We start from the raw sequence: 13,541 nt of genomic DNA, 5'->3' as shown, positions 1-13,541 counted from the left end.
CGATCAGCGTGCGGAAGCTGCACCAGACCCGGCCTGGCCGACCGAGCCCACGAGCCACGTCATCGCCTGCCGCGCCTCGTACAGCTCGGCCCGCGACGTGATGTAGCCGATGATCGAGAGCATGAACTGGGAGACGCCGATGCCGATCAGGATGAAGCGGTAGCCGGTGATGCCGTCGCGCCACGCCAGCACGTAGATCAGCGATGCCGTGAGCAGGGCACCGACCAGGGCCGAGCCTGAGATGACCGAGCTGCTGGCGTTGAACAGCACGATCGAGGACACCGCGAACAGGCTCGCCCCCGAGGAGACCCCGACGAAGTCGGGGGACGCCAGCGGATTGCCCGACAGCTTCTGGAACACGATGCCCGAGATGCCGAGCGCGAGTCCACTGCCAGCGCTGCCGATGCAGTCGGCAGGCGCAGGTCGCGGACGATGAAGTCGACCGTGGGGTCGTCGCGCAGCCGTGAGACCGACACGATGACGTCGATCGGCGAGACGTAGTAGCTGCCGACCATCATGGTCAGCACGAACAGGCAGAACGCCGCAGCAGCCAGCAGGCCCGTGACGATGGCGGCGCGACGGCGGCGCTGCCGCCGACCGGACCGGACCACAGGGATCTCGAGAAGGTCTGTCATGGCGATCAGAGCTCCGCGAGATTGCGGTAGCGGACGAGCAGGATGAAGGCAGGTGCCCCGATGACCCCGAGAACCACGCCGACCTGCAGCCGCCCGGAGAGATGATGACCCGACCGATGATGTCGGCGACCAGCAGGACGATCGGCGTGAGCAGCAGGGAGTAGGCCAGGATCCAGCGGTAGTCGGGGCCGCAGATCATCCGCGCCAGGTGCGGGGACCATGAGTCCGACGAACACGATCGGCCCGCACGCCGCTGTGGCGGCGCCGCACAGGATCGCGACCGTCACGAACATCACGACCCTGGTCAGCCGGACGCGCTGGCCCAAGGCGAGCGCCAGGTCCTCGCCGAGCGCGAGACCGTTCAGGGCACGTCCAGCGCAGAGCGCGAGGACGATGCCGAGCAGCAGGAACGGGGCCGTCTGCCAGAACACCGGGAAGTAGCGTCCCGCGAGCGAGCCCACCTGCCAGAAGCGCAGCTCGTTGAGCGCCGAGACGTTCGTCATCACGATGGCTGTCGTGATCGACGTGAGCACTGCTGTCACGGCCGCACCGGCCAGGGCCAGCTTGACCGGTGTCGCACCTTCGCGACCGAAGGAGGCGATGCCGTACACCGTGACCGTCGCGACGCCAGCACCTGCGAACGCGAACCACACGTAGGTGCTGACTGACTGCGCGCCGAGCACCATGATGCCGAACACGATCGCGGCTGCTGCGCCTGAGTTGATCCCCATGATTCCGGGATCGGCCAGCGGGTTGCGCGTGACGCCTTGCAGGATCGCCCCGCTGAGCCCGAGAGCGGCACCGGCCAGGATGCCGATCAGCGTGCGCGGCACTCGCAGCTCGCGGATCACCGTCTCGGCGGCCACCGACGGGTCGTAGTCGGTGAAGGCCTTCCAGATCGTCGACACTCCGACGCCGCGGGCACCCAGCGTGATGCTGAAGAAGCAGACCACCACGAGAACTCCGACGAGCACCAGGAAGCCCGTCGAGAGCAGCGCCGCGGACCGGTGCCGCGGCCGCTGCTCCAGACCAGGAGCGGCCTGCGCCGTCACCGTCATGTCAGCGAGGGATCGATCTTCTCGATCGCGTCGCTCAGATCGTCGAGCTGCTCGGCGTAGTCGCTGTAGGTGTGGATCCAGTAGGCAGGCCAGTTGACGACTGCACCGGCCTCGACGGCCTTGATGCTCGGCCAGGTGGGCTGGGCCTTGGCGACCTTGAGGCTGTTGGCGAGATCGCGGTCGTCCAGCAGCACGAAGTCGGGCTGGTACTTGTCGGCATTCTCCCAGCTCAGGTTCTCCCAGTAGGGGAACGACGGATCTGGGCTGTCGGGATCGATGATGTCGAGACCCCACCGGGCGAAGGTCACTGCAGCTCAGAGGCTTCGCTGGGCACCGCGACGTAGAGGAGGTCCTCGGCCGGCGAGACCGCCAGAGAGGTCAGTCCCTTCTTGCCTGCCACGGTCTTCTTGAACCGGTCGACCGAGGCCTGATAGGTGGCCTTGTCCTTCGCGATCGTGGCCCCGTCGACGTCGGCGCCCAGCGACTCGGCCAGCTCCTCGTAGCCTTCGAGCTTCGTCTCGACGGAGTCGCCCTCGGCCGGACCCACGACGTCGGCGAGCTTGGCCACCTTCTTGGCGGAGTCCTCGACGCTGGCCTCGAAACCGCCATAGGCCTTCTCGAGGGGCCAGTAGGAGGAGACGATCAGGTCGGGCCGCAGACCAGCAGCCTTCTCGGCGTCGATCTTGCCGTACGTCTCGCTCAGGATCTCGATGCCGGACAGGTCGAGGTCCTTGAGCGACTTGTTGGTCTTGACCGGGTCGTTGGAGTAGATCGCGATCGGCTTGATGCCGAACGAGATCAGGGCGGCTGCTGCCTCGCCCTGCGCGATGATCCGCTGGGGTGTCTTGTCTGCGGTGTAGGTCTTGCCATCGCCTGACGTGTAGGTCCACGGGCCCGTCGCCGCACTGTCATCGGAGGCGGACTCAGAGGACGATCCGCAGCCGGCCAGGAGCGAGCTGCGGCGGACAGGATCAACATTCGCTTCACGAGGCGCACCTTTCGAGGGACAATCTCCTTACCGTAACTTAGGTAAGCCTATCCATCCAGTTGAGAGCTGTGTGACATGTTCCTCATCCCCAGGCGCTGAGTCTGCGTGCACAGCCGCAAGCTCGACCGGATTCTCGAGCCGCTTGAGACCCGGTAGCAGGTCGGACGGCGCGACTCCCTCGACGCGACAACGACGCTGCCCCCAGACCCGAGGGTCCAGGGGCAGCGCTGCATCGTCAGATCAGACGAACTTCTCGCCGTTCTTGGCCTTCTCGACCAGCGAGGCAGGCGGGTTGAAGCGGTCACCGTACTTCTCGGCCAGCTCCTGCGTGCGAGCCAGGAACGCCGCGACGCCGATCGAGCCGTCCGCGGCCTCGTAGCCGTTGACGTACTGGATCGCACCGCCCTGCAGGGCCGGGAAGCCGATCCCGAAGATCGAGCCGATGTTCGCATCGGGCACCGACAGCAGCCCCTCGTCGAGGCACTTGATCGTCTCGAGGCTCATGATGAACGTCAGACGCTCCTTGAGGTCCTCGAACGCCGGCTGCTCTGCTGCCACCGGGAACTGCTCGGCCAGACCCGGCCAGAGGCCGGTGCGCTTGCCATCGACGTACTCGTAGAAGCCGGCACCCTTGAGTCGACTCGGACGGCCGATCTCGATCATCGTGTCGATGATACCCTCGGCAGCGTTGGCGTCCCAGACCTGGCCGGCCTCCTCTGCTGCGGCCTTCGACTCGTTGCGGATCTTGACCATCAGCTCGAGGTTGAGCGTCACTGAGCTGGAGCACAGGCGCCGGGAAACCCGCCTGGACCGTGGCCCGCTCGATGCTGACCGGCGAGACGCCCTCGGCGAGCATCGCGATGCCCTCGTTGACGAACGTGCCGATGACGCGGCTCGTGAAGAAGCCGCGGCTGTCACCGACGACGATCGGCGTCTTCTTGATCGCCTTGGTGTAGTCGATGACGCGAGCGATGGCCTCGTCGGACGTGTCCTTGCCGGCGATGATCTCGACCAACGGCATCTTGTCGACCGGCGAGAAGAAGTGGATCCCGATGAAGTCCTCGGAGCGCTTGACCCCGTCAGCCAGGATCGTGATCGGCAGCGTCGACGTGTTCGAGCCGAGCAGGGCGTCTGGACGGACGACCTTCTCGACCTCCGCGAAGACTTCGTGCTTCAGCTTGACCGACTCGAAGACGGCCTCGACGACGAAGTCGCAACCTTCGAGGTCGGCATAGTCAGCGGTCGGCTTGATGAGGGCCAGCAGCGCGTCGGCCTTCTCCTGCGTCAGGCGACCGCGTGCGACGGCCTTGTCGACGATGGTCTGGCTGTACGCCTTGCCCTTCTCGGCTGCCTCGAGCGAGATGTCCTTCAGGACGACCTGCATGCCGGCCTTCGCCGAGACGTACGCGATGCCCGCTCCCATCATGCCTGCGCCGAGCACGGCGACCTTCTCAGCCTTGGTGGGCGCAATGCCTTGGGGACGCGACTTGCCAGCGTTGATCGCACCCAGGTCGAAGAAGAACGCCTGGGTCATGTTCTTGAACTGCTGGCCGACGATGAGCTCGACCAGGTAGCGCGACTCGATCCGGGACGCGGTGTCGAAGTCGACCTGAGCGCCCTCGACCGCAGCCGACATGATGCTGCGCGGCGCCTTGTAGGGCGCGCCCTTGGTCTGCTTGCGCAGATTGGCCGGGAAGGCCGGCAGGAACGCCGCGAGCTTGGGGTTGGAGGGCAGTCCGCCCGGCATCCGGTAGCCCTTGCGGTCCCATGGCTGCGTCGCTGCTTCGGCGTTGTCGGCATTGGCCTCGATCCAGGCCTTGGCGGCCGGGATCAGCCGTCCTGGGTCGCGACGAGCCGTCGACAAGACCCTCGGCGAGAGCCTTGGCCGGGACGCGCTGCTGACCCTGGAGCAGGAACTTCATCAAGGCATCGGAGATGCCGAACATGCGGACCGTGCGGGTCACACCGCCGCCGCCGGGCAGCAGACCGAGCGTCGCCTCGGGCAGTCCGACCTGGTAACCGCCGTCGACCGCGATGCGGTGGTGACAGGCCAGGGCGATCTCGAGACCGCCACCGAGGGCAGCTCCGTTGATGGCCGCGACAACCGGCTTGCCGGACGTCTCGAGCTTGCGCAGCGTGGCCTTGATCGTCTCGACCTCGTCGAACAGGCGCTCGGCATCAGCCGGCGTCGCCTGCGTCATGAGCTCGAGGTCGCCACCGGCGAAGAAGGTCTTCTTCGCCGAGGAGACGATGACGCCCTTGATGCTCGCGGGGTCGTTCGCGATGTCCTTGACCAGCTGGTCGACGGCATTGCCCATCGACTCGGCGTAGTCGGCGTTCATGGTGTTGGCGCTCTGGTTGGGATCGTCCAGGACGAGATTGACGATTCCGCCCTCGACCTCGTAACGCACTGCTTCAGTCATGTGTGTTCTCTTTCAAGAAGATGGGGGTGAGGGGATCAGCTGAGGCGCTCGACGACGGTGGCAATGCCCATGCCGCCGCCGACGCACAGCGTGGCCAGGCCGTAGCGCTGATCGCGACGCTCGAGCTCGTCGACCAGGGTGCCGAGGATCATCGCGCCGGTCGCGCCGAGCGGGTGTCCCATCGCGATCGATCCGCCGTTCACGTTGGTCTGGTCGTGCGGGTAGCCGCCGAGGTCCTTCATGAGGCGCAGGGCAACTGCGGCGAAGGCTTCGTTGATCTCCAGCAGGTCGATGTCGCCGACCGTCAGACCCGCACGCTCGAGTGCCTTGTGGCTGGCCGGGCCGGGGCCCGTCAGCATGATCGTGGGCTCCGAGCCCGAGACTGCAGCCGACAGGATGCGTGCACGCGGCTTCAGGCCGTGGCGCTCACCGGCGGCCTCCGTGCCGAGCAGCACGAGTGCGGCGCCGTCGACGATGCCTGACGAGTTGCCGGCGTGGTGGACGTGGTTGATCTTCTCGACCCAGTGGTACTTCTCGAGTGCGACGGCGTCGAAGCCTCCCTGGTCACCGATCTGGGCGAACGAGGGCGCCAGCGCGCCGAGGCTCTCGGCGGTCGTGCCCTCGCGGACGAACTCGTCATGGTCGAGGATCGTCAGGCCCGAGGCGTCCTTGACCGGGATCACCGAGTTGTTGAAGTAGCCGTTGGCGATGGCCTTGGCGGCGCGCGCCTGCGACTCGGCGGCGAAGGTGTCGACGTCGAGACGGCTGTAGCCCTCGATCGTGGCAATCAGGTCGGCGCCGATACCCTGCGGCACGAAGTCGGTGTCGAAGGCGGTCTGCGGGTCCATGGCCCAGGCGCCACCGTCGGAGGCCATGGGCACCCGGCTCATGGACTCCACACCACCGGCAAGGATCAGGTCTTCCCAGCCTGAGCGCACCCGCGCTGCGGCCTGGTTGACCGCTTCGAGGCCAGAGGCGCAGAAGCGGTTCGAGCTGGACACCGGCGACGGAGTCGGGCAGACCGGCGGCGAGCGCAGCAGTCTTGGCGATGTCGGCACCCTGGTCGCCGACCGGCGAGACACAGCCGAGCACGAGGTCCTCGATGGCGTCGGTGTCGAGCTCGGGGTTACGGGTGCGGATCCGTCGATCAGACCGGTCACCAGCGAGATCGGCTTGACCTCGTGCAGTGATCCGGACTTCTTGCCGCGACCTCGGGGGGTGCGGATGGCGTCGTAGACGAAGGCTTCGGTCATGGACTGTTTCCTTAGAGAAGAGTCTCGGAGATTCGAATGCTCGCGATTCTTGGACATTGGGTCGCCAGCACAGTGGCACTGATGATTGTGACACCAACACTGTCAAAGTCCAAGGGTCAGGGGTGTGTGACTGCTCTCGCACAGACAGACGTGCACTAGCCTCGACCTCATGAGCCCCCAGCCCGCGGAGACGCTGAGTGTCGAACACTCGCCTCGCGCGTCGGCATGTCGGTACGAACTGTCCGCTTCTATGCCGGTCGCGGACTGATCCCACCGCCCCGTCGCGAAGGCCGCAACGGCTTCTACGGGCCCGACCACATTGCCCGCCTCGAGCCGTCCGTGAGCTGCAGGCCCACGGGTTCACCCTGTCGGCGATCGAGGGATACCTCGAGAACATCCCGTCAGACGCCACACCCGAGCAGGTCGCCCTGCACCGCACCTTGCTGGCACCGTGGATGGCCGATCGCCCCGAAGAGCTCGATCGTCCGGCACTGGAGATGCGGGCCGGACGCGCGCTGACCGATCACGACATCGAGATGCTGATCGCCCTCGGCGTCGTCGAGCCCACACCGGTCGAGGACGCTTCCAGGTGGCGCCCGCCCACCTCGCGGTCGGTATCCAGTTCATCGAGACCGACATGCCGATCGAGGTCGCGCACGCCTCCCGCAAGATCTTCGACGACGCAGGCAAGGCCGTCGCCCGCGACCTCACCGAGGTCTTTCGGACCATGTGGTGGCCTCAGCTGCGAACCTCGGGCCGCACCCCTGAGGACATCACGGCTCTGGTCGAACGGTTCAAGCCGCTCACGATCCAGGCACTCGTCACGGCCTACGAGAGCGCGATCGACGAGTCCAAGCGCGAGACAGTTCGCCGCCGCACCTAGGGCGCATCGGGCCCCAACAGCTGTCGGGTCAGCAGCGTGACATCGCGATCTAGACCGTCGACGCGCACCTCGATGCGGTCGAGTCGTTTCTCCACGTGCTCGAACCGCTTGTCGACCTGCTCGAACCGCTTGTCGACCTGCTCGAACCGCTTGTCGACTTGCTCGAACCGTCGGTCAACCTGCTCGAACCGTCGGTCAACGCTCTCGAACCCAGCCGCCATCAGGTCCTTCACGGCATCGAAGCGAATATCCATGTTCCTGCCGAAAATGCGCAGGATCAATCCGATGAACGTCAGCATCAAGCTGAACGTGCCCACGATCATGGCCCAGTTCTGAATGTCACTCATAGGTATCACGCTAGATGTGTCCCCTGACCGCGCGGAAGGGGTCAGGGGACATCTGTGGACAACCTCAGATACCCATGCCGCGGCCGACGATCTCCTTCATGATCTCGGTGGTTCCGCCGTAGATCGTCTGGATGCGCGTGTCGAGGTAGGCCTTCGAGATGGGGTACTCGGTCATGTAGCCGTAGCCACCATGCAGCTGCAGACACTGGTCGGCGACCTTCTTCTGCAGCTCGGTCGTCCACCACTTGCCCATCGCCGCATCGTCGACCGTCAGCTCGCCGGCGTTGAGCCGCATGATCGACTCATCGACGAAGACCTCCCCGATCGTCGCCTCGGTGTGCAGCTCGGCCAGCGTGAAGCGCGAGTTCTGGAACGAACCGATCGGCTTGCCGAACGCCTTGCGCTCCTTGACGTAGTCGAGCGTCATCTCGATCATGCGGCGGCTGGCAGCAGCGGCTACCACCGAGATCGACATGCGCTCCTGCGGCAGCTTCTCCATCAGGTAGATGAATCCCTTGCCCTCCTCGCCGAGCAGGTTGTTGGCCGGGACGCGGACGTTGTCGAAGAACAGCTCGGCGGTGTCCTGCGCCTTGAGGCCGATCTTGTCGAGATTGCGGCCGCGCTCGAAGCCCTCCATGCCGCGCTCGAGGACGAGGATCGAGAAGCCGAGCGCGCCGGCAGCCGGATCGGTCTGGCACACGACGAGGACGAGGTCGGCGTTGATGCCGTTGGTGATGAAGGTCTTGGAGCCGTTGACCACGTAGTGGTCGCCGTCCTTGACCGCGGTGGTCTTGATGCCCTGGAGGTCTGAACCGGTGCCCGGCTCCGTCATGGCGATCGCCGTGATGATCTCGCCGCTGCAGAAACCGGGGAACCAGCGCGCCTTCTGCTCGTCGGTCGCGTGCGAGAGCAGGTACGTCGACACCAGGTCGGTCTGGATCACGAACCCGATGCCGCTGGCACCGATCCGGGTGACTTCCTCCTGGAGGATCGCGTTGTACCGGAAGTCGGTCACGCCACCGCCGCCGTGCTCCTCGGGCATCATGAAGCCGAGAAGTCCGAGGTCGCCGGCCTTGGTCCACACGTCTCGCGGGACGATGCCGTCCTTCTCCCACTCATCGTGGTGCGGCGCGATCTCCTTCTCGCAGAAGGAGCGGACCGTGTCACGGAATGCGTCGTGATCGGTGTCGAAGATAGTTCGCTTCATAGTTGTCCTCTTCTGATCAGGTGCGTGTGGTCGGTTGGCGGGTCAGGTGGTCGGTTCGGCCTGGACGGCGACGCCGTCGGCGACGAGCTGGTCGACGTCGGCGATGCCCCAGGCGGTCAGCGCTTCGGTCGTGCTGGCGCCTGCGATCTCCGGCGGCGTCGTGAGCGTGGCCGGCGTGGCCGAGAACCGCGGGGCGGGTGCGGCCTGCACGAGCCCGTCCTTCTCGACGTAGGTTCCGCGCGCCGCATTGTGCGGATGATGGATGGCGTCACGGAGGGGGACGACCGGCGCGACACAGGCATCGGTCCCGTCGAAGACCTCGGCCCACTGGGCTTGGGTGCGCTGCTTGAACGTCGCGGTCAGCACCTCGCGCAGCGCCTTCCACTGCGCGGGGTCGTTGCGATCGGGCACGTCGACGAGCTCGAGTCCCGCGACCAGCGCGTCGTAGAAGTGCGGCTCGAGCGCTCCGACCGACATCCAGAGCCCGTCGGAGGTCTCGTACACGTCGTAGAACGGGGCGCCGGAGTCGAGCAGGTTGCGCCCTCGCGGGCCGGGAGCGGTGCCGCCTTGCTGCATCGACTGGTGCATCGCCAGGAGGGCAGCTGCGCCATCGGTGATCGCGGCGTCGACGACCTGCCCCTGGCCCGTGGCCCGGGCATGCGTCAGTGCCGCGAGCACGCCCGCGACGAGGAACATCGAGCCGCCGGCGAAGTCACCGAGCAGGTTCATCGGGAACTGCGGCGGCCCGCCGGCCCGCCCGAGCGGATCGAGCGCACCGGCGACGGCGATGTAGTCATGTCGTGACCGGCAGCCTGCGAGAACGGTCCGCTCTGCCCCCACCCCGTCATCCGGCCGTAGACGAGCGCCGGGTTGCGGTCGTGGCACTCGGCCGGGCCGAGGCCGAGGCGTTCGGTCACGCCGGGGCGCAGTCCTTCGATCAGGATGTCGGCCGAGCTCACCAGGTCGAGCACGACCTCGATCCCCCGGGGATTCTTGAGGTCCACCGCGACGGACGGTCGCCCGCGGCCGAGGATGTCCTGCTGCGGCGGTGCGACCTGCATGGCGTTGCCGCCCGGGCGGTCGACCCGGATCACGTCAGCACCGAGGTCGGCCAGCATCATGGCGGCGAACGGACCCGGGCCGATACCGACGAGCTCGACGACACGGACACCGTGGAGGGGACCTGAAGGCTGGGAAGAAGTCACACCGGGATTGTGACAGTAACACTGTCACGGTTGCAAGTGATCCAGTTCGCATACCGTCGGTATCGGAATGTGTCACTATCGATGTCACACGAATCGATGTCACCTAGTTCTCGGCGAAAGGACGGCCCATGCTCTCCGAGCTGGTCTACACCCGCAAAGGCTCCGGCGAGCCACTCGTCCTCATCCACGGCATCGGCCACCGCCGCCAGGCCTGGGACCCGGTCTTCGAGACCCTCGCCGAGTCCTACGACGTCATCGCGATCGACCTGTCGGGCTTCGGTGAGTCACCCGGCTACCCTGCCGGAATCCCCTACAACATGGACTATGCGACCGCCAACATCGCAGCGAACTTCTCGGTGTGGGGCATCGAGAAGCCGCACGTCGTCGGCAACTCGCTCGGCGGCGCGATCGCGCTCGAGCTCGGTGCACGAGGGTTGGCCAGATCCGTCACGGCGTTGAGCCCGGCCGGCTTCTTCGGCCCGTTCAACATGTTGCAGCCCTTCTTCTTCCTGCTGCTGCTGCGGCTCAGCGTTGCTGCCGGCACCCGTGCTGCGGGCGGTCTCGCGCAGCGCGTTCGGTCGCAAGCTCGCCGGATCCACCCTCTACGTCCACCCCGAGCGGTTCACCGCCGCCGAGGTCTACGGTGACGCCCTCGCCCTCAAGCGGTGCACCGGCTTCGAGAAGACCCTGAAGTCGGGCCTGACCTACAAGTTCGACAGTCCGCTGCCGGTCCCGACGACGATCGCCTGGGGAACCCGCGACCTGATCCTGCCGTACGTGCAGTCGGCGCTCGCACAAGAACGGCTGCCCGACGTCCGGCACGTCGCCCTCCCCCGCTGCGGCCACGTGCCGATGGTCGACAACCCCGAGCTGGTGACCCAGGTCATCAAGGAGACAGCCGCCTGATCTCGCGGGACTTTTTGGCGTGAGCTTCGGGTTGTGACAAGTGTGGAGACCTTGGATTCCGTCGTCATCGGGGCCGGACAGGCCGGACTCTCGGCGTCGTACCACCTGCGTCGCCTGGGGGTCCGCCACGTGGTGCTCGACTCCAACGACCGGCCTGGCGGAGCCTGGCAGCACCGCTGGGACGCGTTGACCATGAACGACGTCCACCGGGTCGCCGACCTGCCAGGCCTCGAGCTCCCCCCGATCACGGCACCGACCGGGCCAACCAGTTCGTCCCGGCGTACTTCGCCGGCTACGAGCAGCAGTTCGACCTGCCGGTCGTCCGGCCGGTCGCCGTGCAGCACGTCCGCGATCGCGACGGCCTGCTCGTCGTCGAGACCGACACGCAGACGTGGACCAGCCGCACGGTGGTCAACGCGACCGGCACCTGGACCCAGCCCTTCGTCCCGCACTATCCGGGGCAGGAGACCTTCCTCGGCGAGCAGCTGCACACCGTCGACTACCCCGGGCCCGAGCACTTCCGTGGCAAGCGCGTCATCGTCGTGGGCGGCGGCGCCTCCGCCGTCCAGTTCCTCGGTGCGCTGGCCCCCCTCGCCGAGACGGTCTGGGTCACCCGACGCGAACCGGTGTGGATCGATCGCGACTTCACCCCGGAGGTCGGCCGCGAAGTCGTCGCGAAGGTCGAGGAACGGGTACGGCAGGGCCTCCCCCCGCAGAGCGTCGTGAGCGTCACGGGACTACGACTGCGCGAGCAGGAACGGGCCGCCGAACGTCTGGGAGCGTACGCCGACCGGCGACCGATGTTCAGCAGCATCGAGCCCGACGGGGTGCGGTGGGCCGACGCGTTCGAACGAGCTGACGTCATCGTGTGGGCCACGGGCTTCCGGCCGGCGATCGGCCACCTGGCGCCGCTGCACCTGCGCAGCCCGGCGCGGCGGGATCCAGCTCGACGGCACGACCGCTGTCGCCGATCCCCGCGTGCAGCTCGTCGGCTACGGACCGTCAGCCAGCACGATCGGCGCCAACCGGGCCGGCCGCACCGCCGCCCGCGGGGTCGCCCACTGGCTCAGCCTCGATGACGGGCGAGAAATTCCGCTGTCCGAGCACTCTGCGGTGCTGTGAACAGCTGCTCCGGCGGTCCCGACTCCTCGACCTGACCATCGGCCATGAAGACCATCCGGTCGGAGATCTCGCGGGCGAACGTCATCTCGTGCGTCGCCATGATGATCGTCATGCCGTCACGCCGCAGGTCTCGAATCACGTCGAGCACCTCGCCGACCAGCATCGGATCGAGCGCCGAGGTGATCTCGTCGAGCAGCAGGATCTGCGGACGCATCGCGATGGCGCGCACCAAGGCGACCCGCTGCTGCTGACCGCCCGACAGCGCATCGGGGTACGACTTGGCCTTGGCCGACAACCCGATCCGGTCGAGCAGCCCCATCGCCTCGACCTCGACCTCGGACCGAGCACGACCCAACGCCTTGACCGGTCCGAGACACACATTGCTCAGCACCGACAGGTGCGGGAACAGGTTGTAGGCCTGGAAGACGATGCCGACCCGCTGTCGGACGTCATCGGCGTCGACCTGCGGATCGGTGATCTCGACGTCGTCGAGCCAGATGTCGCCGTCGTCGACCTGCTCCAGCAGGTTGAGGCACCGCAAGAACGTCGACTTGCCCGAGCCGGACGCACCGATCAGGCACACGACCTCACCCTGGGCGACGTCCAACGAGATGCCTTTCAGCACCTCGTTGGCACCGAACGACTTGCGGACGGCGTCGGCCCTCAGCATGCCTGCCATGTCACAGTCCGTTCTCGCGGCGCAGCGAGCGCACCGTCAGATAGTCGGTGAAGCGGGCGAGCGGAATCGTCGCCACGATGAAGAAGCACGCCGCCACGACGTACGGCGTGAAGTTGAAGTTGTCGCCCGCGTAGACCTGGGCGGACCGCAACGCCTCGACCAGACCGATCGTGGCCAGCAGGGCGGTGTCCTTCTGCAGCGACACGAAGTCGTTGAGCAGCGGCGGCGCGACACGGCGGATCGCCTGCGGGAGCACGACCTGCCGCATCGTCTGTCCGTACGACAGGCCCAAGGCTCGGCCGCTCGCCCACTGCGTCGGATGGATCGACAAGATGCCGGCGCGGATGACTTCACCGACATACGCTCCGTAGCTCAGCGTGAGGGCGATGACGCCCAGCCAGAACAGGCTGGTCGGCATGCCACCCAGCTCCAGTGCTGGCAGGCCGAAGCCGATCAGCAGGACGACGAGCAGTGTCGGCGTCCCCCGGAAGACGTCGGCGTAGATCACGGCGAGGATCTTCAGCGGTGCCAGCGCCGGGGTCGGCACGACCCGCACGACGGCGACCGCCACACCCACGATGAGCACCAGCACCTCGATGACGAGGAACAGCCTGATGTTGAGCCAGAACGACCTGGCGATGTCGGGGAACGACTCCTTGGCGTCGGTCCAGCTGAAGAACGTGGCCTGCACGCGCTCCCAGCCGGGCGACTGCGTGACGGCGATCGTGATGCCGCCGAGCACGATGAGGGTCGAGACGGCCGCCCACCGCACCCCGACGAAGGGTGCGGCGGCGGCGGAACTGCTCGCGTTCGAGCTGGCGAGCGCTGGGCATCA

At 66.8% G+C, this 13,541-nt stretch carries 17 protein-coding genes and 4 pseudogenes; 6 read left to right on the top strand and 15 right to left on the bottom strand.

All coding sequences use genetic code 11. The features are described from left to right. Positions 1-3: 3 nt before the first annotated feature. The 8 genes and pseudogenes from ACHMWU_RS27640 to ACHMWU_RS27605 form a co-directional block, all read right to left on the bottom strand. Positions 4-360, bottom strand: a complete 357-nt coding sequence (locus ACHMWU_RS27640; RefSeq protein ID WP_396049255.1) for an iron chelate uptake ABC transporter family permease subunit — start codon at positions 358-360, stop codon at positions 4-6. A 426-nt stretch (positions 361-786) separates the two neighbouring features. Further along, a pseudogene (locus ACHMWU_RS27635) lies at positions 787-834 on the bottom strand (hypothetical protein); the annotation flags it as partial. 31 nt (positions 835-865) lie between these two features. Then, a pseudogene (locus ACHMWU_RS27630) lies at positions 866-1,693 on the bottom strand (FecCD family ABC transporter permease); the annotation flags it as partial. Next, positions 1,690-2,001 carry an ABC transporter substrate-binding protein gene (locus ACHMWU_RS27625; RefSeq protein ID WP_396048700.1) on the bottom strand — a complete coding sequence of 104 codons (312 nt, stop codon included), beginning with the start codon at positions 1,999-2,001 and terminating at the stop codon, positions 1,690-1,692. The gene ACHMWU_RS27625 and the pseudogene ACHMWU_RS27630, both read right to left, overlap by 4 nt. Beyond that, entirely contained in the window at positions 1,998-2,261 is a 264-nt protein-coding gene (locus ACHMWU_RS27620) for a hypothetical protein (protein ID WP_396048699.1), read from the bottom strand. Before ACHMWU_RS27620 ends, ACHMWU_RS27625 begins: the two co-directional genes overlap by 4 nt. A gap of 721 nt (positions 2,262-2,982) precedes the next feature. Continuing rightward, entirely contained in the window at positions 2,983-4,104 is a 1,122-nt protein-coding gene (locus ACHMWU_RS27615; RefSeq protein WP_396049254.1) for a 3-hydroxyacyl-CoA dehydrogenase family protein, read from the bottom strand. Between the two features lie 28 nt (positions 4,105-4,132). Beyond that, the gene (locus ACHMWU_RS27610; protein WP_396048698.1) at positions 4,133-5,104 is read right to left on the bottom strand and encodes an enoyl-CoA hydratase/isomerase family protein; all 972 of its coding nucleotides are present in this window, start codon (positions 5,102-5,104) and stop codon (positions 4,133-4,135) included. A 35-nt stretch (positions 5,105-5,139) separates the two neighbouring features. Further along, positions 5,140-6,357, bottom strand: a complete 1,218-nt coding sequence (locus ACHMWU_RS27605; protein ID WP_396048697.1) for an acetyl-CoA C-acetyltransferase — start codon at positions 6,355-6,357, stop codon at positions 5,140-5,142. Between the two features lie 225 nt (positions 6,358-6,582). Here ACHMWU_RS27605 and ACHMWU_RS27600 point away from each other — a divergent pair. Next, positions 6,583-6,630, top strand: a pseudogene (locus ACHMWU_RS27600) (hypothetical protein); the annotation flags it as partial. Between the two features lie 128 nt (positions 6,631-6,758). Here the strand turns inward: ACHMWU_RS27600 and ACHMWU_RS27595 are convergent. Continuing rightward, positions 6,759-6,884 (bottom strand): hypothetical protein, encoded by a 126-nt coding sequence (locus tag ACHMWU_RS27595; protein ID WP_396049320.1) that lies wholly within the window; start codon positions 6,882-6,884, stop codon positions 6,759-6,761. Between the two features lie 62 nt (positions 6,885-6,946). Here ACHMWU_RS27595 and ACHMWU_RS27590 point away from each other — a divergent pair, with 62 nt between their 5' ends. Continuing rightward, positions 6,947-7,240, top strand: a complete 294-nt coding sequence (locus ACHMWU_RS27590) for a hypothetical protein (protein WP_396048696.1) — start codon at positions 6,947-6,949, stop codon at positions 7,238-7,240. On the opposite strand, the gene ACHMWU_RS27585 is transcribed toward ACHMWU_RS27590, so the two are convergent. The 4 genes from ACHMWU_RS27585 to ACHMWU_RS27570 all read right to left on the bottom strand — a co-directional run bounded on the left by ACHMWU_RS27585 (position 7,237) and on the right by ACHMWU_RS27570 (position 9,999). Further along, positions 7,237-7,587, bottom strand: coding sequence for a hypothetical protein (locus tag ACHMWU_RS27585; RefSeq protein WP_396048695.1), 351 nt, complete (start codon positions 7,585-7,587; stop codon positions 7,237-7,239). The genes ACHMWU_RS27590 and ACHMWU_RS27585 overlap by 4 nt on opposite strands. Before the next feature lie 64 nt (positions 7,588-7,651). Continuing rightward, positions 7,652-8,794: an acyl-CoA dehydrogenase family protein gene (locus ACHMWU_RS27580; RefSeq protein ID WP_396048693.1), complete on the bottom strand. Its 1,143-nt coding sequence runs from the start codon at positions 8,792-8,794 to the stop codon at positions 7,652-7,654. Positions 8,795-8,836: 42 nt separating this feature from the next. Beyond that, a complete protein-coding gene (locus tag ACHMWU_RS27575; RefSeq protein WP_396048692.1) occupies positions 8,837-9,523 on the bottom strand; it encodes a CoA transferase in 687 nt (228 codons plus the stop codon). Further along, a complete protein-coding gene (locus ACHMWU_RS27570) occupies positions 9,520-9,999 on the bottom strand; it encodes a CoA transferase (RefSeq protein WP_396048691.1) in 480 nt (159 codons plus the stop codon). The genes ACHMWU_RS27575 and ACHMWU_RS27570 overlap by 4 nt, the downstream gene beginning before the upstream one ends. Before the next feature lie 128 nt (positions 10,000-10,127). Here ACHMWU_RS27570 and ACHMWU_RS27565 point away from each other — a divergent pair, with 128 nt between their 5' ends. From ACHMWU_RS27565 to ACHMWU_RS27550, 4 genes and pseudogenes are all read left to right on the top strand, one after another. After that, positions 10,128-10,646, top strand: coding sequence for an alpha/beta fold hydrolase (locus tag ACHMWU_RS27565; RefSeq protein ID WP_396048690.1), 519 nt, complete (start codon positions 10,128-10,130; stop codon positions 10,644-10,646). Next, entirely contained in the window at positions 10,546-10,905 is a 360-nt protein-coding gene (locus ACHMWU_RS27560; protein WP_396048689.1) for an alpha/beta fold hydrolase, read from the top strand. The genes ACHMWU_RS27565 and ACHMWU_RS27560 overlap by 101 nt, the downstream gene beginning before the upstream one ends. A gap of 33 nt (positions 10,906-10,938) precedes the next feature. Next, positions 10,939-11,067, top strand: a pseudogene (locus ACHMWU_RS27555) (NAD(P)-binding protein); the annotation flags it as partial. Between the two features lie 173 nt (positions 11,068-11,240). Next, on the top strand, positions 11,241-11,984 hold the full coding sequence (locus ACHMWU_RS27550; protein ID WP_396048688.1) for an NAD(P)-binding domain-containing protein: 744 nt from the start codon (positions 11,241-11,243) through the stop codon (positions 11,982-11,984). Here ACHMWU_RS27550 and ACHMWU_RS27545 read toward each other — a convergent pair. Beyond that, positions 11,972-12,706 carry an amino acid ABC transporter ATP-binding protein gene (locus ACHMWU_RS27545; protein ID WP_396048686.1) on the bottom strand — a complete coding sequence of 245 codons (735 nt, stop codon included), beginning with the start codon at positions 12,704-12,706 and terminating at the stop codon, positions 11,972-11,974. The two genes, ACHMWU_RS27550 and ACHMWU_RS27545, sit on opposite strands and share 13 nt — an antisense overlap. Before the next feature lies 1 nt (position 12,707). Beyond that, positions 12,708-13,478, bottom strand: coding sequence for an amino acid ABC transporter permease (locus tag ACHMWU_RS27540; protein ID WP_396048685.1), 771 nt, complete (start codon positions 13,476-13,478; stop codon positions 12,708-12,710). Positions 13,479-13,541: the final 63 nt, after the last annotated feature.

Origin of the sequence: Aeromicrobium sp. UC242_57 (genome assembly GCF_044452305.1) — a bacterium.
Classification (GTDB): domain Bacteria; phylum Actinomycetota; class Actinomycetes; order Propionibacteriales; family Nocardioidaceae; genus Aeromicrobium.
This window is presented reverse-complemented; position numbering and strand designations above follow the sequence as displayed.

Excerpts from the sequence above, each read along its gene's own strand:
- ACHMWU_RS27615 (WP_396049254.1), bottom strand. The coding sequence starts at position 4,104 with ATGGGAGCGGGCATCGCGTACGTCTCGGCGAAGGCCGGCATGCAGGTC.
- ACHMWU_RS27610 (WP_396048698.1), bottom strand. The coding sequence starts at position 5,104 with ATGACTGAAGCAGTGCGTTACGAGGTCGAGGGCGGAATCGTCAATCTC.
- ACHMWU_RS27605 (WP_396048697.1), bottom strand. The coding sequence starts at position 6,357 with ATGACCGAAGCCTTCGTCTACGACGCCATCCGCACCCCCCGAGGTCGC.
- ACHMWU_RS27585 (WP_396048695.1), bottom strand. The coding sequence starts at position 7,587 with ATGAGTGACATTCAGAACTGGGCCATGATCGTGGGCACGTTCAGCTTG.
- ACHMWU_RS27580 (WP_396048693.1), bottom strand. The coding sequence starts at position 8,794 with ATGAAGCGAACTATCTTCGACACCGATCACGACGCATTCCGTGACACG.
- ACHMWU_RS27575 (WP_396048692.1), bottom strand. The coding sequence starts at position 9,523 with ATGAACCTGCTCGGTGACTTCGCCGGCGGCTCGATGTTCCTCGTCGCG.
- ACHMWU_RS27565 (WP_396048690.1), top strand. The coding sequence starts at position 10,128 with ATGCTCTCCGAGCTGGTCTACACCCGCAAAGGCTCCGGCGAGCCACTC.
- ACHMWU_RS27545 (WP_396048686.1), bottom strand. The coding sequence starts at position 12,706 with ATGGCAGGCATGCTGAGGGCCGACGCCGTCCGCAAGTCGTTCGGTGCC.